This is a genomic window from Hydrogenophaga sp. SNF1, assembly GCF_034421675.1.
In the GTDB taxonomy this organism is placed as follows: Bacteria; Pseudomonadota; Gammaproteobacteria; order Burkholderiales; family Burkholderiaceae_C; genus Hydrogenophaga; species Hydrogenophaga borbori.
In genome coordinates, this window is the sequence record NZ_CP139793.1 from 2621099 (window position 1) to 2641087 (window position 19989).

At 70.1% G+C, this 19989-nt stretch carries 19 protein-coding genes and 1 tRNA gene; 5 read left to right on the forward strand and 15 right to left on the reverse strand.

What is annotated here, in order from left to right; translation table 11 throughout:
• Nucleotide 1 precedes the first annotated feature (1 nt).
• From SOM08_RS12475 to SOM08_RS12530, 12 genes are all read right to left on the reverse strand, one after another.
• A complete protein-coding gene (locus SOM08_RS12475; RefSeq protein WP_116956982.1) occupies nt 2-784 on the reverse strand; it encodes an IclR family transcriptional regulator in 783 nt (260 codons plus the stop codon).
• An 80-nt stretch (nt 785-864) separates the two neighbouring features.
• Nucleotides 865-1605, reverse strand: coding sequence for an arginyltransferase (locus SOM08_RS12480; protein WP_322469041.1), 741 nt, complete (start codon nt 1603-1605; stop codon nt 865-867).
• Complete coding sequence (gene aat, locus SOM08_RS12485; RefSeq protein ID WP_116956984.1) at nt 1602-2372, reverse strand: leucyl/phenylalanyl-tRNA--protein transferase; 771 nt, start codon at nt 2370-2372, stop codon at nt 1602-1604. The genes SOM08_RS12480 and aat overlap by 4 nt, the downstream gene beginning before the upstream one ends.
• 45 nt (nt 2373-2417) lie before the next feature.
• Nucleotides 2418-2780 carry a VanZ family protein gene (locus tag SOM08_RS12490; protein ID WP_116956985.1) on the reverse strand — a complete coding sequence of 121 codons (363 nt, stop codon included), beginning with the start codon at nt 2778-2780 and terminating at the stop codon, nt 2418-2420.
• 70 nt (nt 2781-2850) lie between these two features.
• Nucleotides 2851-2926: transfer RNA gene (locus SOM08_RS12495), tRNA-Asn, on the reverse strand.
• Between the two features lie 55 nt (nt 2927-2981).
• Complete coding sequence (locus SOM08_RS12500) at nt 2982-4043, reverse strand: NAD(P)/FAD-dependent oxidoreductase (RefSeq protein ID WP_322469042.1); 1062 nt, start codon at nt 4041-4043, stop codon at nt 2982-2984.
• A 66-nt stretch (nt 4044-4109) separates the two neighbouring features.
• Nucleotides 4110-4439: a ferredoxin FdxA gene (gene fdxA, locus SOM08_RS12505; protein ID WP_070399888.1), complete on the reverse strand. Its 330-nt coding sequence runs from the start codon at nt 4437-4439 to the stop codon at nt 4110-4112.
• 101 nt (nt 4440-4540) lie between these two features.
• Nucleotides 4541-5833 (reverse strand): sulfate adenylyltransferase subunit 1, encoded by a 1293-nt coding sequence (locus SOM08_RS12510; RefSeq protein ID WP_116956987.1) that lies wholly within the window; start codon nt 5831-5833, stop codon nt 4541-4543.
• A complete protein-coding gene (gene cysD / locus SOM08_RS12515) occupies nt 5833-6792 on the reverse strand; it encodes a sulfate adenylyltransferase subunit CysD (protein ID WP_116956988.1) in 960 nt (319 codons plus the stop codon). Before cysD ends, SOM08_RS12510 begins: the two co-directional genes overlap by 1 nt.
• Nucleotides 6789-7526 (reverse strand): phosphoadenylyl-sulfate reductase, encoded by a 738-nt coding sequence (locus SOM08_RS12520; protein WP_116956989.1) that lies wholly within the window; start codon nt 7524-7526, stop codon nt 6789-6791. Before SOM08_RS12520 ends, cysD begins: the two co-directional genes overlap by 4 nt.
• A 9-nt stretch (nt 7527-7535) precedes the next feature.
• Nucleotides 7536-7919: a DUF934 domain-containing protein gene (locus SOM08_RS12525; RefSeq protein ID WP_416186959.1), complete on the reverse strand. Its 384-nt coding sequence runs from the start codon at nt 7917-7919 to the stop codon at nt 7536-7538.
• 14 nt (nt 7920-7933) lie between these two features.
• Nucleotides 7934-9730 (reverse strand): nitrite/sulfite reductase, encoded by a 1797-nt coding sequence (locus SOM08_RS12530; protein WP_322469043.1) that lies wholly within the window; start codon nt 9728-9730, stop codon nt 7934-7936.
• A gap of 244 nt (nt 9731-9974) precedes the next feature.
• Between SOM08_RS12530 and SOM08_RS12535 the strand changes: the two genes are divergently transcribed.
• Entirely contained in the window at nt 9975-10718 is a 744-nt protein-coding gene (locus SOM08_RS12535; RefSeq protein ID WP_322469044.1) for a hypothetical protein, read from the forward strand.
• A gap of 26 nt (nt 10719-10744) precedes the next feature.
• Here SOM08_RS12535 and SOM08_RS12540 read toward each other — a convergent pair whose 3' ends face one another.
• On the reverse strand, nt 10745-11887 hold the full coding sequence (locus SOM08_RS12540; protein ID WP_116956992.1) for an FAD-dependent oxidoreductase: 1143 nt from the start codon (nt 11885-11887) through the stop codon (nt 10745-10747).
• A 55-nt stretch (nt 11888-11942) separates the two neighbouring features.
• Nucleotides 11943-12218: an oxidative damage protection protein gene (locus tag SOM08_RS12545; RefSeq protein WP_070399896.1), complete on the reverse strand. Its 276-nt coding sequence runs from the start codon at nt 12216-12218 to the stop codon at nt 11943-11945.
• A 242-nt stretch (nt 12219-12460) separates the two neighbouring features.
• On the opposite strand from SOM08_RS12545, the gene SOM08_RS12550 reads away from it, so the two are divergent.
• Both SOM08_RS12550 and SOM08_RS12555 read left to right on the forward strand, forming a co-directional pair.
• Nucleotides 12461-13231: a ferredoxin--NADP reductase gene (locus SOM08_RS12550; RefSeq protein WP_116956993.1), complete on the forward strand. Its 771-nt coding sequence runs from the start codon at nt 12461-12463 to the stop codon at nt 13229-13231.
• 7 nt (nt 13232-13238) lie between these two features.
• On the forward strand, nt 13239-13754 hold the full coding sequence (locus SOM08_RS12555; RefSeq protein WP_116956994.1) for a disulfide bond formation protein B: 516 nt from the start codon (nt 13239-13241) through the stop codon (nt 13752-13754).
• A gap of 7 nt (nt 13755-13761) precedes the next feature.
• Here SOM08_RS12555 and argA read toward each other — a convergent pair whose 3' ends face one another.
• The gene (argA, locus tag SOM08_RS12560; RefSeq protein ID WP_116956995.1) at nt 13762-15102 is read right to left on the reverse strand and encodes an amino-acid N-acetyltransferase; all 1341 of its coding nucleotides are present in this window, start codon (nt 15100-15102) and stop codon (nt 13762-13764) included.
• A 76-nt stretch (nt 15103-15178) separates the two neighbouring features.
• On the opposite strand from argA, the gene hrpA reads away from it, so the two are divergent.
• Together hrpA and SOM08_RS12570 are read left to right on the forward strand one after the other, a co-directional pair.
• Complete coding sequence (gene hrpA / locus SOM08_RS12565; RefSeq protein ID WP_322469045.1) at nt 15179-19150, forward strand: ATP-dependent RNA helicase HrpA; 3972 nt, start codon at nt 15179-15181, stop codon at nt 19148-19150.
• Between the two features lie 108 nt (nt 19151-19258).
• Entirely contained in the window at nt 19259-19975 is a 717-nt protein-coding gene (locus tag SOM08_RS12570; RefSeq protein WP_322469046.1) for a (2Fe-2S)-binding protein, read from the forward strand.
• Nucleotides 19976-19989 lie beyond the last annotated feature (14 nt).

Genomic DNA, 19989 nt, shown 5'->3' on the forward strand with positions numbered 1-19989 from the left:
GTCAGCGGCCGGCCGGAAAGCCCAGCGCGGCCGAGATCTCGGCCGCCGTGGCCTTGAGGCGGGGCAGCCAGCCTTCGTCGATGCGATCGGCCGGCGCCGAGATCGACAGACCCGCCACCAGCTTGCGCTGGTCGTCGTAGATGCCGGCGGCCATGCAGCGCACGCCCATCTCCAACTCCTCGTTGTCGCGCGCCACGCCCGCCTGGCGGCATTGCGCGAGTTCACGCTCCAGTGCCGGCAACTGCGTGAAGCTGTTGCGTGTATTGCCGGCCAGGCCGGTGCGGGTGGCGTAGGCGCGCACGCGCGTGGGGTCGTCGTCGGCCAGGAAAAGCTTGCCCACCGAGGTGAGGTGCAGCGGCGCACGGCCGCCGATGGCGCGCACCACCTGCATGCCCGAGCGTTCGCTGTAGGCGCGCTCCACATAGACGATCTCGTCGCCCTGGCGCACGCTGAGGTTCACCGGTTGCTGAATCTGTTTGTGCAGCTCGCGCATGGGCCCGAGGGCGGCGTCGCGCACGCTCAGCCGGGCCTTGACCAGGTTGCCCAACTCCAGCAACCGCATGCCCAGCCGGTAGCTGCCCGCCTCGGGTCGGTCGACGAAGCGGCCGATGGTCAGGTCATTGAGGATGCGGTGCGCCGTGGAAGGATGCAGGCCGGTCTTCTCGCTGATTTCCTTCAGCGAGACCGCCTCCTCGCGCGAGGCCAGCACCTCCAGCAGGTTGAACATGCGCTCCAACACCTGAACGGTGGGGGCGGTGGGGGGGGAGTCGGATCGTTTGCTCATGGTCGGATGTGCAAACCCCATCTTACAAGATGAAATCGCCGCACCGCAGCATCGGTGAAAAACCCTGCGGGGGAGTCGAATCAGGCGTCGGCCGCGGTCCAGCGACCGTCCACCAGAACCTCGTGCGGGCGAAAGCCCGCCTTGTAGTTCATCTTGGGGCTCTGCGCGATCCAGTAGCCCAGGTAGACGTGGGGCAGCTCGAGAGCCCGCGCCTGCTCGATCTGCCAGAGCACGCTGTAGGTGCCGTAGCTGCAGCGCTCGTCGGGCTCGTAGAAGGTGTAGACCGCCGAGAGGCCGTCGTTGAGCACGTCGATGATCGAGACCATCTTGAGCCGCGCCGGCCGGTCCTGGGCGTCGGGCTCATGGAACTCCACGAGGCGCGAGTTGACGCGGCTTTGCAGCAGGAACTGGGTGTACTGGTCCACGCTGTCGTGGTCCATGCCGCCGCCCGCGTGGCGGCTGTTCTGGTAGCGCAGGTAGAGCTGGTAGTGCTCGGGCATGAAGCACAGCTTGAGCACGCGGGTGATGAGCCCACCGTGCTGGCGCTGGCTGCGCCGTTGGCTGCGGTTGGGTTGGAAGCGCTCCACCGGCACGCGCAGCGGCACGCAGGCGCTGCAGCCGTCGCAATAGGGGCGGTAGGTGAACATGCCGCTGCGACGAAAGCCGTGCGTGACCAGATCGGAATAGGCGTCGTTGTGGATGAGGTGGCTGGGTGTGGCCACCTGGGAGCGCGCCTGCCGTCCCGCCAGGTAGCTGCAGGGATAGGGCGCGGTGGCGTAGAACTGCAGCGCCTGGAGCGGAAGGTCCTTGAGGTGCGTCACACGCGTTCGTCGCCGATGGAAAGGTGCTCGCGCCAGTATACGGGCCGGAATTCCCAGCGGGGCGCGGGCTGCAGCAGCGCCAGGCGCACGTGCTGCACGAAGGGGGCGCGTGGCATCAGCCGCCCGCCCATGGAGGCCAGGTGGGCGGTGTTCTGCTGGCAATCCACCAGCGTGATGCCGTGCCGGCGGCACAGTGCCATCAGGCCCGCCAGGGCGATCTTGGAGGCGTCGCTGCGCCGGCTGAACATGGATTCGCCAAACACCATGGCGCCGAGGTTGACCACGTACAGGCCGCCGGCCAGCTCGCCGTCGATCCAGGTTTCCACCGAATGGGCCATGCCGGCGCGGTGCAGGCGCGTATAGGCCTGCACCATGGCCGGCAGAATCCAGGTGCCGCTTTGGCCGTCGCGGGGGGTTTGGGCGCAGGCCAGGATCACGCGCTCGAAGTCATGGTCGATGCGCAGCTCCAGCCGCTGCGTATTCAGCAGCTTCTGGATGGTCTTGCGCAGCGAGCGGTGCAGCCGGAACTCGGTCGGCGGCAGCACCATGCGGGGATCGGTGCTCCACCACAGGATGGGCTGGCCCGAGCTGTACCAAGGAAAGATGCCACGCGAATAGGCGGCCACGAGCGTGGGCACGTCCAGCACGCCGCCGGCGGCCAACAGGCCGGGGGCGGGGTCGTGCGGGCCCCAGGCCTGCTCCACCGGCGGGAAGGGCTCCCCCGGCTCCAGCCAGGGCAGCGGTCGGGTCGGTGGCGTCTGGGTCATGGCGCGAGAGGTATTGCCGCTATTGTGCGCGGCGCCCCCGCGGCATCAAGTGCGCGCGGGCAAAACGCGACCGGTCAAGCGTCCCGGCAACAGGCGCCAGGGCAGCCACACGGCCAGCACGCCGATGGCGTCGGCCAGCCAGTCGATCCAATCACCAGAGCGCCAGCCGGCGGCCAACTGCATGAGTTCGATCAGCCCACCCCACAGGATCAGCCCGGCCACCACCGCGCCGGCCTGGCGCGGGTAGGCGAGCAGCCCCAGCAGCGCCAGCCAGGCGAAGCCCACGGCGTGCTGGGCCTTGTCCCAGATGGACATGGCCTGGGGTGGCAGCAATTCGATCGGCACCAGCGAGGCGATGGTGAGGCCGAGCAGGCTGCACCAGAAACCCATCGCGATCAGGCGTTGCATGGCGTGCGTGAAGACGAAGGCGCAAAAACGACAACGGCCTTCGTGAGAAGGCCGTTGTGCGGGTGTTGGGTGGCTCCCCGACCTGGACTCGAACCAGGGACCTGCGGATTAACAGTCCGTCGCTCTACCGACTGAGCTATCAGGGAACAGCCTCAAATTATAGCGTTGTTTTGAAGCGTTTCCGGGCGGGCCCGAAGAAAGTCAGCGTTCGGCCTTGGGGGCCACGCCGAGCAGGTGGTGCAGGCGGGGGCTGGTGGTGGTGTATTGCAGCGGCACACGCTCCTCGGGACGCAGGCGCGCGGCGGCGGCGAAGGCGGCCAGCGTGGCTTCATGGAAGCCGCAGAGGATGAGCTTTTTCTTGCCCGGATAGGTGTTGATGTCGCCCACCGCGTACAGGCCGGCTTCGCTGGTCTCGAAGCTTTCGGGGTTCACCACGAGTTGCTTGCGCTCCATGGCCAGGCCCCAGTCGGCGATGGGACCCAGCCGCGGCGACAGGCCCAGGGCGACGATCAATTGATCCAGCGCGAGGGCCTGGTTCTGGCCTTGGGGGTCGAGCAACTGCAGGCCCCGCAGGTGCGCGCCCTGAAGGTCCAGCCCCAGGGGTTGGCCGACCACCAGCCTCACGCGGCCCGAGGCGATGGCGTCCCGCATGCGCGCGAGCGCGGCCTCGTCGTCGGATTGCAGCACCTCGCGCCGGTGCAGCAGGCTCAGGCCCGCGGGGGGCTGGGCGCTGTCGAGCAGGCGCAGCGCCCAGTCGATCGCCAGCGCGTCGCCGCCATGCACCACCACGTGCTGGCCGCGCCAGTCGCGGGTGGCGTCGAAGCGGTGGTGCACCTGCAGGCCTTCCAGGGCGCCGATGCCGTCGAGCTTCAGGCGCTTGGGCTGGAAGGCGCCCACGCCCGCGGCGATGAACACCAGGCGCGCGAGGAAACCCTGGCCCGCGCCGGTGCGAACGGCCCAGCGGCCGTCGGCCTCGCGCGCAAGCGCGCTCACCGATTGGTCGAGGTGGAGCCGAGGCTGGAAGGGTTTGACCTGCAGCAGGAGCCGATCAACCAGCTCCCGGCCGCTGCACACGGGCAGGCCGGGGATGTCGTAAATGGGCTTGTCGGGGTAGAGCTCGGCGGGCTGGCCGCCGGCGTGGGGCAGGGCGTCGATCACCTGCGCCCGGATGTCCTGCAGGCCGAGCTGGAAGACCTGCCACAGCCCCACGGGGCCGGCGCCGATGACGAGCGCGTCGGTCTCGATCGGCGCGGCAGGGATCACTGGACAACCTTCGTGCGGCGCGCCGCGGTGCGATCGCCTTCGGGCGGCCGGACGGCGCTCATGGGCTCAGCGGATCAGCTGGTCGAGCTTGCCGGTCTTGTCCTTCCACTCTTCGGCGTCGGGCAGCGCGGCCTTGCGCTTGGTGATGCTCTTCCAGGTGGGCAGGCGGGCCAGCTCGGCGTTGAGCGCCGTCATGTGCAACTGGTCCTTGGGCAGGTCTTCCTCGGCGTAAATGGCGCTCACCGGGCATTCGGGGATGCAGACCGCGCAGTCGATGCACTCGTCGGGGTCGATGGTGAGGAAGTTGGGGCCTTCGCGGAAGCAGTCCACGGGGCAGACATCGACGCAATCGGTGTACTTGCAGCGGATGCAGGCTTCGGTGACGACGTGGGTCATGGTGGCGGATCGGGCAGACGGAAAGCGGCGATTTTACGGTGCCGCACCCGACCGGCCGGGCTTGCCCTTGGTGGCTTCCCGGTCGGTGTCTGTGGGGTTATTCAGCGCACGAGCACGGCGCCGGCCGTGCGGTGGCTGGCGGTGTCCACCAGCACCAGCGAGCCCAGGGCACGCGATTCGGCGAACGGCCGCGTGGCCAGTGGCTCCTGCAGCGCCAGTTCGATGTGGCCGATGGCGTTGGGCGGCAGCTCGCGGGCGTCGTGTTCGGCGAGGGTGTGGATGTCGAGCTGGTGCGCGATGCGCTTGACCTTGGCCTTGACCCAGCGGTGGCCGTGCAGGGCCCAGTAGACGCGGCCCGGCACCAGGGGCTCGTCGTCCAGCCAGGCGACGGTGGCGGCTATCTCGCGGTGTGCGTCGAGCGAGGCGTCCCCATCGTCCACCCCGAGCAGCCAGTCGCCGCGTGAGACATCGAGCTCGCGGTCGAGCACGATGCCCGCGCTGTGGCCGGCGACCACCTCGCCGGGCCGGCGCACGTGGTCGAGCACCTGCGCCACCACGGCGGTCTGGCCCCGGGGCGCCACGCGCACGGCCTGGCCCGGGCGCAATTGCCCGGCCGCCACGCGGCCCCAGAACACGCGCCGACCCTGGGAAGTGTCGGACGAGGACGAGAACTTCTCCACCCACTGCACCGGGAAGGCCAGCGGCAGCTCGGCATCGGGTTCCGTCACCGGCAGGTGCTCCAGGATTTCCAGCAGCGTGGGGCCGTGATACCCGCACCAGCCGGCCAGCGCGGCCTCGTCCACCACGTTCCAGCCGTTCAGGGCGGACACCGGCACCACGGCCGTCACGTCGAGCCCGGCCTGCTGGGCAAAGGCGTACAGCGCGGCCTTGATGTGGGTGTAGGCGGTGGCGCCGTCGTCCACCGCGTCGAGCTTGTTCACCGCGAACACCACCGAGGGGACGCGCAGCAGCTTGACCAGCAGGCTGTGGCGGCGCGTCTGCGGCAGCAGCGCCAGGGCGGGGTCGCGCCAGTCGAGCTTGGTGGCGTCGACCAGCACCACGGCGGCGTCGGCGCTGCTGGCGGCGGTGACCATGTTGCGCGTGTACTGCTCGTGGCCCGGGGCGTCGCCGATGATGAACTTGCGCTGCTCGGTGCTGAAGTAGCGGTAGGCCACATCGATGGTGATGCCTTGCTCGCGCTCGGCCGACAGGCCGTCGGTGAGCAGGGCCAGGTCGGTCTGGCCCTGGCGCTGCACGCCGGCCAGGTGGTCCTGCAGCACGGCCTTGCTGTCGACCAGCAGGCGGCCGATGAGCGTGCTCTTGCCGTCGTCGACGCTGCCGCAGGTGATCAGGCGCAGCGCGGCGCGGGTGTCTTGCGAGGTGGCGGTGCTCATCAGAAGTAGCCCTCTTTCTTGCGGCGCTCCATGGAAGCGTCGCTGGTCTTGTCGTCCATGCGGGTGGCGCCGCGCTCGCTGACCTCGGCGGCCAGGGTCTCGATCACGATGTCCTGCGGCGTGGCGGCGGTGCTTTCCACGGGGCAGGTGCAGGTGATGTCGCCCACGGTGCGAAAGCGCACGTCGCGCCGTTCCACCCGCTCGCCGTCGCGCGGCGGGGTGAGTTCGGTCACCGGCACCAGCAGGCCGCGGCGGTCCACCACCTCGCGCGGGTGGGTGTAGTAGAGGGAGGGCAGGCCGATGTCCTCGCGCGCGATGTACTGCCAGACGTCGAGCTCGGTCCAGTTGCTGATGGGGAACACGCGGAAGTGCTCGCCGGGCTGCAGGCGGGTGTTGAACAGGGTCCAGAGCTCGGGGCGCTGGGCCTTGGGCTGCCACTGGCCGAAGCCGTCGCGGTGCGAAAAGATGCGCTCCTTGGCGCGCGCCTTTTCTTCGTCGCGCCGCGCGCCGCCGATCAGGGCGTCGAAGCGGAATTCCTCGATCGCCTCCAGCAGCGTGACCGATTGGTGCACGTTGCGGCTCTCGCCCGGGTGGGCCAGGCGCACGGTGCCGCGCGCCATGGAGTCTTCCACGCGGCGAACGATCAGCTCGGCGCCGAGTTCTTTCGCGCGCTGGTCGCGAAAGTCGGTGACTTCGGGGAAGTTGTGGCCGGTGTCGATCATCAGCAGCGGGTAGGGGATGCGGCCGGCGCCGAAGGCCTTCTCGGCGCACTTGAGCATGACCAGCGAATCCTTGCCGCCCGAGAAGAGCAGGGCGGGGCGCTCGAAGGCGGCGGCCACCTCGCGCAGGATGAAGATGGTTTCCTCTTCCAGCGCGTCCAGGTGGGCGTTGCTGAGCTGGTGGCCGCTGTCGTGCAACAGGGCGGCTTCGATCACGGCGGGGTCTGGGCGGGCGTTCATGCGGGGGTCCGATCGAGAGAGGAGGCGGCGGGCGGCGCGTGCAGCCCGCATTCCTTGGCGCTTTCCTGCTCCCACCACCAGCGGCCGGCGCGGAAGTCCTCGCCCACGCTGATGGCGCGGGTGCAGGGCTCGCAGCCGATGCTGGGGAAGAAGCGGTCGTGAAGTTCGTTGGTGTCCAGGCCGTGCAAGGCGATGAAATGCCACACGTCGCCCCAGGTCCAGTCCACCAGCGGGCTGATCTTCACGCGCTCGGCTTCCTGGATCACTTCGCCGACGTCGGCGCGCGCGTTCGACTGCTCGCGCCTCAGGCCGGTGATCCAGCCGTCGTGCCCGGCCAGGGCGCGCGACAGCGGCTCCATCTTGCGCACGTCGCAGCAGGCCTTGCGCAACTCGATGCTGCGGTACATGGCGTCCTCGCCGTGGCGGCGCACGAAGTGCACCACCGATTCGTGCCTGGGCCGGAACACGCGCACGCTGGTGGCGTAGCGGCGTTCGATCTTGGGGATCATGGCCAGGGTTTCGGCGTGCAGCTTGCCGGTCTCCAGGACGAAGACGCTGGCCTCGATGCCGGCGAGGTGGACCAGGTGGGTGACCACCATGTCCTCGGCGCCCAGGCTGGACGCCTGCGTGAGCCGCGGGTGCGCGGCGGCCTGCTCGCGCAGCAGCGCGATGGCGCGTTCCACCTTGACCGCGAAGTCGGCCGAGGGGCGGTTGTAGAGATCGATGGCGCTCATTTGGGGGCCTCAGGCGTTCGCGAAGCGCGGCTGCGGCTGCACCGCGTCGCCCTGGTAGAAGCCGCCGTAGTGCCGCAGCAGGCGCTCGGCGTGCGCCAGGTCCTGGTCGGCCTTGAGTACGGCCTGGCTGAAGCCGCTGCGCTGCATCTGCAGCAGCTGGTCGATCAGCACCTCGCCGGTGGCGCGGATCTCGCCCGTGAAGCCCAGGCGGCGGCGCAGCAGGAAGGCCTGGCTGAAGGCACGGCCGTCGCTGAATTTGGGGAACTGCAGTTCGACCACGCGCACACCGCTCAGGTCGATCTCGCGCGGGTCGTCGGTATTGGCCAAGACGCGGCGCTCGGCCTCGGCTTCGGGTGCGCTGAAGGTGTCGGCGCGCAACAGCTGGATGCTCATCGTCGGTTCCTGGCTCAGGCGGTGGCGGTGTCCGCCTCGGTGTTCGGGCGCGCGGTGGTGCTGCGCACGGCGTTGGCGGCCTGCTTGAACGGCTCGAGGCCGATCCGCCGCAGGGTGGCGATGAAGGGCTCGCCGTCCTCGCGCTGGGCGCGGTAGGTATCGAGCAGGGCCTCGATGACCTCGGGCACCTCGTTGGCCGCGAAGGACGGGCCGATGACCTTGCCCGGCGTGGCCTCGCCCGACAGGCGCTTGCCGTCGGAGCCGCCCAGCGTCACCTGGTACCACTCCTGGCCGTCCTTGTCGACGCCGAGCACGCCGATGTGGCCGCTGTGGTGGTGGCCGCAGCTGTTGATGCAGCCGCTCATGTGCAGATCGATCTCGCCGATGTCGTGCAGCTCGTCGAGGTCGGCGTAGCGCGCGAGCACGGCCTGGGCGATGGGCAGCGAGCGCGCGTTGGCGAGGTCGCAGAAATCGCCGCCGGGGCAGGCGATCATGTCGGTGAGCAGGCCGATGTTGGGTTTGGCCAGGCCCAGGCGGCGCGCCTCGCGCCACAGCTCGGGCAACTGGTCGCAGCGCACCCAGGGCAGCAGCAGGTTCTGGGTGTGCGTCACGCGCGCCTCGCCGCCGGAGAAGCGGTCGGCCAGCTCGGCCGCGCGCTCCAGCTGCTCGGCCGTGGCGTCGCCGGGCGACTGGCCCAAGCGCTTGAAGGAGAGCGTGACCGCGCGCAGGTCGGGGTTCTTGTGCGCCACCACGTTGCGGGTGAGCCAGCGGCTGAATTCCAGGTCGTCCTCGGCCGCGGCCTTGAGGATGTGGGCGATCTTGGCATCGGCGCTCTTGCGGTCGCAGGCCAGCGCGGGCGGCGTGAAGAAAGCGCTCACGCGGGCCAGTTCGGCGGCGGTGATGGTGTGCGGCGCGCCGTCCAGCTCGAGGATGTCGCGGTACTCGGCCTCGACCTGATCGGCGAAGGCCTGGCCCTCGGCCTTCACGATGATCTTGATGCGCGCCTTGTACATGTTGTCGCGCCGGCCGAAGCGGTTGTAGGCGCGCACCACGGCTTCCAGGTAATTGAGCATCTGGTCCCAGGGCAGGAACTCGCGCAGCACGGTGCCGATGATGGGCGTGCGGCCCATGCCGCCGCCCACGCGCACCTGGAAACCCAGCTCGCCATCGACGTTGTGCAGCAGGCGCAGGCCCACGTCGTGCCAGGGCGTGGCGGCGCGGTCTTCGCGGGCGCCGGTGATGGCCACCTTGAACTTGCGCGGCAGGAAGGCGAACTCGTGGTGCAGGGTGCTCCACTGGCGCAGGATCTCGGCGAAGGGACGGGGGTCGGCGACCTCGTCCACGGCGATGCCGGCCAGGGCGTCTGAGGTGGTGTTGCGGATGCAGTTGCCGCTGGTCTGGATACCGTGCAGGCCCACGCTGGCGAGCAGCTCCATCACGTCGGCCGAGCGCGCCAGCGGAATCCAGTTGAACTGCACGTTGGAGCGCGTGGTGAAGTGCGCCGTGCGGTCGGGCAGGCTCGGCACGTCGGACAGGCCGGCGTTGGCCTTGGAGATGTCGTTGTCTTCCTTGTGGTCGAACTCGCGCGCCACGCGCGCCAGCACGCGCAACTGCTCGCTGTTGATCTCCCCGTAGGGCACGGCCACGCGCAGCATGGGCGCGAAGCGCTGGATGTACCAGCCGTTCTGCAGGCGCAGCGGCTTGAAGGCGTCGTCGGAGAGGGTGCCGGCCTGCCAGCGCTCCAGCTGGTCGCGGTACTGGGCGGCGCGCTGTTGCACGAACTGGCGGTCGAAGGCGTCGTGGCGGTACATGGATCGGGCGATGGGACCACCGGGGTGGTCGGCAATTCGTGGGGATGCCCGGCACTGTAGAAAGCCGGGCTTATTCGACGAACTACTTTTTTTTCATGCCCGTATATCGGTTTGGAATAAGCAAAGCCCGATGGCCCATGGAGCAAAAATTGGCTATCACAATTTGTCTGAAGTAACATCCCCCAACATGACGAGCGTGGTTCGGGTTCAGGTGATCGGTTTTTCAGACGTGGAACGCCACGCGTTGAACACCGTTTTCCGGCTGTCGCGTGAGCGCGAGGTGTCCTACGGACCCTGGCGGGCGGCCTCGGGTCTGCTGGAAGAAATGCCTCCCGTGCTGCTGGTGGACGGCGACTGCGCCGAAGCCGTGCTGGTGCACGCGCGCGCGCCGCGTCCCGGCCAGCGGCTGATCTGGGTGGGCGAGCAGGCGCCCGAGCACGCCTGGCGGGTCGTGGCGCGGCCCATCGCCTGGGCGCACCTGCTGCACGACCTGGACGCCACCTTCGCCGCCACGCAGAGCGATTCCGGCTTCCTGGACTTGGATGTGTCCCAGCCCGCCCCGCTGGACATCGAGCTTGGTGAATTTCCTTCGGCCGAGGTGCGCCGGGCCCTGGTGGTGGGCATCGCGGCGAACGAGTCGGGCTACCTGCGCGAGCGCCTGACGCAGGCGGCCGTGCCCTATATCGACGAGGCACCCAGCACCGAGCGCGCCGCCGAGTGCATGGCGCAGCATCACTATTTGTGCGGCGTGTTCAATCTCGATGACCACCACATCGACGCCTGGGGCCTGATGCAGCTGTTCCGCCAGCGCTACCCCGAGGCCATGACCCTGGCGACCAGCGAGCACGCGCAGCGCTTCGCCGGTCCGCTGACGGGCTGGTGGCACCGGCGGCGCGTGCGCGCGCACACACGCCGCCTGGGCGTTTCGGGCCTGCTGGCGCTGCCGCTGCAGCCGCCGGTGGTGTCGCGTTACCTGGAAATGCTCTGAGCCGGGGGTGAGCGCCGGCCGGCGGCTCAGCCGCGGGTGCGCCGCGCGCGCCGCCAGGCAAAGCGCGCGGGGTCGATGGCGGCGCGCAGTTCGGCGTCGAGGCCCGGCGCTTCGCCGTCCATCTCGGCCGCCAGCCACTGACCGCAGGCTGCGGCGAGCGACAGCCCGCGCGAACCCAGGGCCGTGAGCAGCCAGAGCCCTGGCAGCCGCGGCACGGCCGATGCCGCGTCGCCCGCGCTGTCGCGCGCGGCCCAGGCCGCCGGGTCGGGCGCGGCGCCCACCAGGGGCAGGCGGTCCATGGAGGCGCAGCGCACGCCGGCCCAGCCCAGCAGGCGGCCTTGCGCGAGCTCGTCCTCCAGCCGGTCGGCGGCGGCGGGCGCCAGGGCGCGCAGCCGGGCGGCGTTGTCGCGGTGGGCCGCGTCGCTCGGGGTGGTGTCGGTGTGGCCGCGCGCGTAGGTCGAGCCCATGGCCCAGATCGCCGCCGGCCAGCGCGGGGCCAGCCCGCTGTCGCGGTACTCGGGCACGAAGACGCCGTCGTCGCGCTGCGGGCGCTCGCTCAGCGGCGCGCCGTCCAGCGGGCCCAGGCTCATCTGGCCGAGCACCGGGCCCAGCGGCCAGGCGCCACCCGCCTCGGGTGCCAGATCGCGGCTGCCCAGTGCGGCGGCGATCACGGCGTGCGGCGCGGCGGCGATGGCCCGGCCCGCGGGGTCCAGCGCCTGCCACTGACCGGTCCCGCGCGACAGGCCCGCCACGGGCGTATTCCAGCGGGCGTCCAGCCGCTCGCCGGCCTCGGCCAACCAGGCCCGCACCAAGGCGCCCGGGCGCACCAGCGCGGCGGACTGCCGGCCGGGGGCGTGGGCGCCGCGGTTGTCGATCGTCGCGGCCTGCCAGCCGGCGCCCGGGGTCACCAGGCGCTCCAGCTCGGCCCGCGCGAGGGGCACGCCCAGGGCCGTGAGGCGCGACATCGGCGTGGGCTGGCGCGTGAGGTGCGGGCTCAGCACGCCCACGGGCAGGGCCGAGGCGGCGCGGGCCGGGCCCTCGGCGGCGTCGAGCAGCGTGACGCGCCAACCGCGCCGGCACAGCGCGGCCGTGACCGCCGCGCCCGCCAGGCCGGCGCCGATCACCAGCGCGCGGCGCGTCTCGTCAGGGCTTGGGGCGGGAGGGGGCATGCGCAAAGCAAGAGGCCCGCGCGTGGCGGGCCTGCGGGTGCCGGGGTACCGGGCATCAGGACGCGCTGGGCGGCACGTAGCCGGCGGCCTGGTCGGCGCCTTCGCCGAAGAAGTGCTTTTCCATCTGGCGCGCCAGGTACTGGCGGGCGCGGGCGTCGGCCATGTTGAGCCGGTTCTCGTTGAGCAGCATGGTCTGCTGCTTGAGCCAGGCGGCCCAGGCCTCCTTGCTCACGTTCTCGAAGATCTTCTTGCCCAGTTCGCCGGGGTAGGGCGGGAAATCCAGGCCTTCGGCTTCCTTGCCGAGCTTGATGCATTGAACCATTCGTGCCATCGGTGAATCCTTGTCGTGGGCCCCTCTTTATGCGAGGGAGTTATATCGGATGGAATAAACGATTCGTTCGGTTTCGCGCGCCGCTGCGGCAATATGCACGCCCAGCGGACACGGGCCATCGCGAGGCCCGCACTGTAGCAATCTTTGATCGGCCTCAATCCCGTCAGGGTCGGGCCACGGCGCCGCGACAACGCGACTTTCTACAATAACGACCCGTCTTTCTCCCGGGATCATCTTTCATCATGAGTGCATTCAACGAAGAGCGCGTGCTGAGCGTTCACCACTGGACGGACCGGCTCTTCAGCTTCACCACCACCCGCGACACCTCGCTGCGCTTTTCCAACGGCCACTTCACGATGATCGGTCTGCGGGTGGACGGCAAGCCGCTGCTGCGCGCCTACAGCATCGTCAGCCCCAACTGGGCGGAGCATCTGGAGTTCCTCAGCATCAAGGTGCAGGACGGCCCGCTCACCTCGCGTCTGCAGCACATCCAGCCCGGGGACACCGTCATCGTGGGCCGCAAGCCCACGGGCACCCTGCTCACCGACTACCTGCTGCCGGCCAAGCGCCTGTACCTGCTGGGCACGGGCACCGGCCTGGCGCCGTTCATGAGCATCATCCGCGACCCCGACACCTACGAGCGCTATGAGCAGGTGGTGCTGATCCACGGCGTGCGCCAGGTCAAGGAACTCGCCTACCGCGAGCTCATCACAGAGCAGCTCAAGCAGGACGAATTCCTCGGCGACATGGTCAAACAGAAGCTGCTCTACTACCCCACGGTCACGCGCGAACCCTTCATGCACCAGGGCCGCATCCCGCAACTGCTGGCCGACGGCGTGGTCGCCAAGGACCTGGGTCTGCCCCCGCTGAACCCCGCCGAGGACCGTGTGATGATCTGCGGCAGCCCCGAAATGCTGCGCGACCTCAAGGCCCTGTGCGAGAAGCTGGGCTTCAAGGAAGGCAACACCACCACGCCGGGCGAGTTCGTCATCGAACGCGCCTTCGTGAGCTGAGGTGGGCATGACCCGCTTGCTCGCGCTGCCCGGCCAGCGTCCCCGGCTGGTGCTTGCCCTCATCGCCGCGGTCAGCGTGGCCCTGTTGGCCTTCGGCATGTATTTGCAGCACGTGGTGGGGCTGGAGCCTTGCCCCATGTGCATCGTGCAGCGTTACGCCCTGATCCTGGTGGCGGTGCTGGCGGGCGTGGCGGCCTGCCTGCGCTCGCCCGCGGCGCGCGCCACCGGCGTGTCGCTGATGGGCCTGTTCGCGGCCTTCGGCGCCTTCACCGCCGCGCGCCAGAGCTGGCTGCAGTGGAACCCGCCCGAGATCATGGCCTGCGGGCGCGACTTCTTCGGGATGATCGAGGCCTTTCCGCTGGGCCGCGCCATTCCCATGATCTTTCGCGGCAGCGGCGACTGCGCCAAGGTCGACTGGACCTTCCTCGGCCTGACGATCGCGAACTGGTCGTTCCTGTGGTTCGTGGCCTTCGGGGGACTGGCCGTTGGGATGCTGCTGGCGCGCCGCCGCGCGTCGGCCTGAGCGGCGCTCAGGCCAGCTTTTTCACCAGCACCTGGCTGCGCCGGTCCCAGTTGTACTTGCGCTTGCGCGCTTCGGGCAGCCAGTCGGCGCCGACCTGCACGAAGCCGCGCTTGATGAACCAATGCATGGTGCGCGTGGTGAGCACGAAGATGCTCTGCAGACCCTGGGCGCGCGCACGCGCCTCGATGCGCTTGAGCAGGCGCTCGCCGTCGCCCTGGCTCTGTGACTGCCCCGATACCGTGAGCGCGGCCATCTCGCCGGTGCGTTCCTCGGGGTAGGGATAGAGCGCGGCGCAGCCGAAGATCACGCCGTCGTGCTCGATGATGGTGTAGAGCCCGGCGTCGCGCTCGATCTCGTGGCGGTCGCGCTTGACCAGGGTGCCGTCCTTCTCGTACGGCTCGATCAGCGCGACGATGCCGGCCACGTCGTCGATCGAGGCCTCGCGCACGCTCTCCAGCTTCTCGTCCACCACCATGGTGCCGATGCCGTCGTGCGTGTAGATCTCCAGCAGCAGCGAGCCGTCCACCGCGAAGGGCACGATGTGGCTGCGCTCGACGCCGCCTTCGCAGGCGCGGATGCAGTGCTGCAGGTAGAAGGCGGTGTCGGTCGGCCGCTCGGGCTTGGGCAGGCTGGCGAGCAGGCGCTTGGCGTCGGCCAGGGGCAACTCGGTGTCGATCTCGCTGTCGGGGTTGGCTGCGTCCACGCGGATGCCGGGAATCTCGGTGAGGAAGATCAGCTTGTCCGCCTGCAGCGACATCGCCACGGAGGTAGCCACATCCTCCATGGTCAGGTTGAAGGCCTCGCCGGTGGGCGAGAAGCCGAAGGGCGAGAGCAGCACCATGGCGCCCATGTCCAGCGAGCGCTGGATGCCGTCGGTGTCGATCTTGCGCACCAGGCCCGAATGCAGGAAGTCCACGCCGTCGATCAGGCCCACGGGCCGCGCGGTGACGAAATTGCCCGAGATCATGCGCACGGTGGCGCCGGCCATGGGCGTGTTGGGCAGGCCCTGGCTGAAGGCAGCCTCGATCTCGTAGCGCAGCTGGCCGGCGGCTTCCTGCGCGCAGTCCAGCGCCACCTCGTCGGTGATGCGCACGCCGTGCGAGTACCTCGCCTCGTGGCCCTTGAGGCGCAGCTGCTCGTTCACCTGTGGCCGGAAACCGTGCACCAGCACGATCTTCACGCCCATGCTCTGGATCAGTGCCAGGTCCTGCGCCAGGTTCTGCAGCTTGCCCGCCGCGATCGCCTCACCCGCGATGCCCACCACCAGGGTATTGCCTCGGTGCTTGTGGATGTATGGCGCGACCGAGCGGAACCACGGGACGAAGGTGAAGTTGAAGACGTTGGACATCAGGGCGGGGGTGGCTGCAGGGGGCGTGGGGGCACCGGATAATCGCGGGTTCGCCGATTTTCACCGAAGTCCCGTTTTGCCCACGCCCGCCCTGCACCTGGAGTTCCCCGAGGCCTTGCCCGTGTCGGCGCGCCGCCACGAGATCGAGGCGGCGGTGCGCGAGCACCAGGTGGTCATCGTCTGCGGCGAGACGGGCTCGGGCAAGACCACGCAACTGCCCAAGATCGCGCTGGCCATGGGGCGCGGGCGCCTCAACGCCCCCCCGGGCCAGCGCGGGCGCCTGATCGGTCACACCCAGCCGCGGCGCATCGCCGCCAGCTCGGTGGCCAAGCGCATCGCCGAGGAACTGAAGACCCCGCTGGGCGAGGTGGTGGGCTACAAGGTGCGGTTCCAGGACCGGCTCTCGCGCGAGGCCTCGGTCAAGCTCATGACCGATGGCATCCTGCTCGCCGAGACGCAGACCGACCCGGACCTGAACGCCTACGACACGATCATCATCGACGAGGCGCACGAGCGCAGCCTCAACATCGACTTCCTGCTCGGCTACCTGCGCCAGCTGCTGCCGCGCCGGCCCGACCTGAAGGTGATCGTCACCTCGGCCACCATCGACGCCGACCGCTTCGCCGAGTACTTCGCGCGGCCGGCCCCGCCGCCGGGCCGCCCCGAGGCGGGGCGAGCCCCCTCGGGGGGCAGCGACGACGCGCAGCGCGCAGCGGGGGGCCCATTGATCAAGGCGCCGGTGCTCATGGTCTCGGGCCGCACCTACCCCGTCGAAGTGCGCTGGCGGCCTTTCGAAGAAAGCCGCGAGTTCGACCTGAACGACGCCATCACCGACGGCGTGGACGAGCTGTGGCGCGGCGGCCAGGGCGGCGACATCCTGGTCTTCCTGCCGGGCGAGCGCGAGATCCGCGAGGCCGCCGACCACCTGCGCAAGCACCTGGCCCACCAGCCGCTGAACCGCCATGCCGAGGTGCTGCCGCTGTTCGCGCGCCTGAGCCAGGCCGAGCAGGACCGCATCTTCCAGCCGCACGGCCAGCGCCGCATCGTGCTGGCCACCAACGTGGCGGAGACCTCGCTCACCGTGCCGGGCATCCGCTACGTCATCGACGCCGGCACCGCGCGCGTCAAGCGCTACAGCTTCCGCCAGAAGGTCGAGCAGCTGCAGATCGAGCCCATCAGCCAGGCAGCGGCCAACCAGCGCGCGGGCCGCTGCGGACGCGTGGCCGACGGCATCTGCATCCGCCTCTATGACGAGGCCGACTTCAACAGCCGCCCCCGCTTCACCGACCCCGAGATCCTGCGCAGCTCGCTCGCCGGCGTGATCCTGCGCATGAAGTCCCTGCACCTGGGGGCGGTGGAAGACTTCGCCTTCGTCGACGCCCCGCAGCGCCGCGCCATCGCCGACGGCTACCAGCTGCTGGCCGAACTCGGCGCGGTGGACGATGACAATCAACTCACGCCCACCGGCCAGTCGCTCGCGCGGCTGCCGCTGGACCCGCGCGTGGGCCGCATGATCCTGGCTGCGCGCGAGCACCAGGCGCTGGACGAGGTGCTGGTCATCGCCGCCGCCCTGAGCGTGCAGGATGTGCGCGACCGGCCCATCGACAAGCAGGCCCAGGCCGACCAGGCGCACGCCAAGTTCGACGACGAGAAGAGCGAATTCACCGGCACGCTCAAGCTCTGGAAGTGGCTGGAGGACAGCCGCGGCGGCCACGGCCAGGCGCACAAGCTCAGCCACCGCCAGTACGAAAACCTGCTGCGCGAGAACTTCATCAACGTGCGCCGCGTGCGCGAGTGGCGCGACACCCACAGCCAGCTGCACACCGTGGTGGGCGAGCAGGGCTGGAAGCCCAACACCACGCCGGCCAGCTACGAGCAGCTGCACAGCGCCATGCTCAGCGGCCTGCTGGGCAACCTGGGCGTCAAGAGCGAAACCGAGGACTGGTACCTGGGCGCGCGCGGCATCAAATTCCACCGCCACCCCGGCGCCCATCTCAGCAAAAGGCCGGGCCGCTGGATCGTCTGTGCCGAACTGGTGGAGACCACGCGCCTGTTCGGGCGCGGCATCGCGGCCATCGAGCCCGCCTGGGTGGAGCGCGTGGGCGCGCACCTGCTCAAGAAGCAGTTGCTGGACCCGCACTGGGAGAAGAAGGCCGCGCGCGTGTCGGCGCTGGAGCGCGCCACGCTCTATGGCCTGGTGATCTACCACAACCGCCGCGCCGACTATGGCCGCATCGATCCGGCCGGCGCGCGCGAGATTTTCATCCGCGAGGCCCTGGTGCAGGGCGAGTGGGACACGAAGCTGCCCTTCCTGGCCGCCAACCAGAAACTGGTGCGCCAGGTGATGGAGCTGGAACACAAGTCGCGCCGCCAGGACGTGCTGGTGGACGACGAGGTCATCTACGCCTGGTACGACGAACAGGTCCCGGCCGAGCTGTGCAACGGCGCCGCTTTCGAACGCTGGTACACCCAGGCGGCGCGAGAGAACCCCAAGCTGCTGTTCCTCACACGCGAGGACCTCATGCGCCACGAGGCCGCCGGCATCACGGCCCAGGCCTTCCCGCGCACCGTGCGCCTGGGCGGCGTGGACTGCGCGGCGGCCTACCTGCACAAGCCCGGCGATCCGCGCGACGGCCTCTCGGTCACGGTGCCGATCTACGCGCTCAACCAGGTGAGCGAGGAGCGCATCGACTGGCTGGTGCCCGGCATGCTCAAGGACAAGGTGCTGGCCCTGCTCAAGACCCTGCACCAGCGCCCGCGCTCGCGCCTGGTGCCGCTGCCGGCCACGGCCGAGCGCTTCACCGAGGCCTTGTGCGCGCCCGAGGCCTTCGCCCAGGGCAACTTCCTCGACGCCGTGCTCAAGCTGGTGCGCGCGGCGACCCAGCTCGACATCGTGCGCAACGACCTCAAGGCCGACCAGCTGCCGGCTCACCTCTTCATGCACCTGCGCGTGGTGGACGAGCACGGCCGCCAGCTGGGCCAGGGGCGCAGCCTGGCCGCGCTCAAGGCCGAGCTGGGGTCGCAGGCGCGCGGCGCCTTCCAGGCCCTGGCGGCGCTCAAGGCGCCGGCGGCCGCGCCGGTGCCGGCGGGTGTCTCGCCGGGCGCGGCATCGCCGGCCCCGGCGGGCCAGGCCACGCGGGTGGCCAAGGCCGCGCCGCCGGCCGCGCCTTCGGTGGACGCCAGCCAGCGCCACACCCGCTGGGACTTCGGCGAGCTGCCCGAGCTGCTGGAGATCCGCCGCGGCGGCCAAACCCTGATCGGCTTTCCGGCGCTGGTGGACGATGGCGACGCGGTGCGCATCGAGGTCTTCGACGAACCCGAGCTGGCCCAGGCGCGCCACCGGGAAGGCCTGCGCCGCCTGGTGGCGCTGCAGATCAAGGACGCGCTGAAGTACCTGGAGAAAAACATCCCCGGCCTGCAGGCCATGGGCGCGGCGTTCATGGGCGTGGACAAGGAGCGCGGCGGCGGCACCCTGGAGGAGCTGCGCCAGCAACTGCTGGAGCTGGCGCTCGACCGCGCCTTCCTGCAGGAGCCGCTGCCGGCCGACGCCAAGGCCTTCGAGCAGCGCGTGGCCGACGGGCGTGGGCGGCTCAACCTCATCGCCGCTGAGATCGCGCGCTCAGCCGGCGCCATCCTCACCGAATTCGCCGCCGCCCAGCGCAAGCTCAAAGACGCCAAGCCGCCCGCCGACGTGGCCGCCGACGTCGCCCAGCAGCTGCAGCGCCTGGTGGGGCGGCGTTTTCTGGTCGAGACGCCGCACGCGCAGCTGCAGCATTTGCCGCGCTACCTGAAGGCCGTGCAGCTGCGGCTGGACAAGCAGCGCGGCGACCCCGCGCGCGACGCCGCCCGCCTGGCCGAGCTCAAACCCCAGGACCAGCGCTACTGGCGCCTGGTGGCCGAGCGCAAGGGCGTGCAGGACCCGCGCCTGCAGGAGCTGCGCTGGCTGCTGGAGGAGCTGCGCGTGAGCTTCTTCGCCCAGGAGCTGCGCACGCCGCAGCCGGTGAGCCTGAAGCGGCTCGACAAGGCCTGGGCCCAGCTCCAGGCCTGAGGTCCGCCGGTTCCGGCGTTTCACCCACGCGGCGCTCGGGCATGGCCGCCACGAATTGACGGGCGGGGCCTGCTGCGCTTCACTGGCACGGTCATGAGGAGACCGCCCATGGACCGCCGTGATTTCGTCGAATCGTGCGCCGTCGGCGCCGCCGCCCTGAGCGGTGTCCTGGCCCGCACCGCCTGGGCCGCCGACGCCCGGCCGCGCGCCTACGCGCGCACCCTGCTGGTGGACGAGCAGGGCCAGCCGGTCAAGGCCAGCCGCTTGCGCGCCCAGGTCAACTACGTTTTTCATTACCCCTTCGAGGCCACGCCGGTCTTCCTGCTCGATCTGGGCAAGGCCGCGCCGCCCACGACGCTGGCGACCCAGGACAAACAGACCTACGAATGGCCCGGCGGCGTGGGGGCGAGGCGCAGCGTGGTGGCCTTTTCGGCCATCTGCGCGCACCAGTTGGTCTACCCCACGAAGGAGCTGAGCTTCATCAGCTTCCGCAAAGGCCCGGCGGCCAACCCGCAGACGCCCAGTCAGGGCAACGACCTGATCCACTGCTGCGCCGACCACAGCCAGTACGACCCCGCGCGCGGCGCCCAGGTGCTGCGCGGCCCGGCCGAGCAGCCGCTGTGCGCGGTGCTGCTGGAGCACGATGCCCGGAGCGACCAGCTCACCGCCACCGGCACGCTCGGCGGCGAGCTGTTCGAGGCGTTTTTCAAGAAGTACGAAATGAAGCTGAGCCTGGAGATGGGCCCCGGCGTGCGCCAGGCGGCGGCGGGGCGCAGCACGGTGCGCGAGCTGGAGCGCTTCTGCCGCAACCCCATCCGTTGCTGAACACGGTCCCCGCG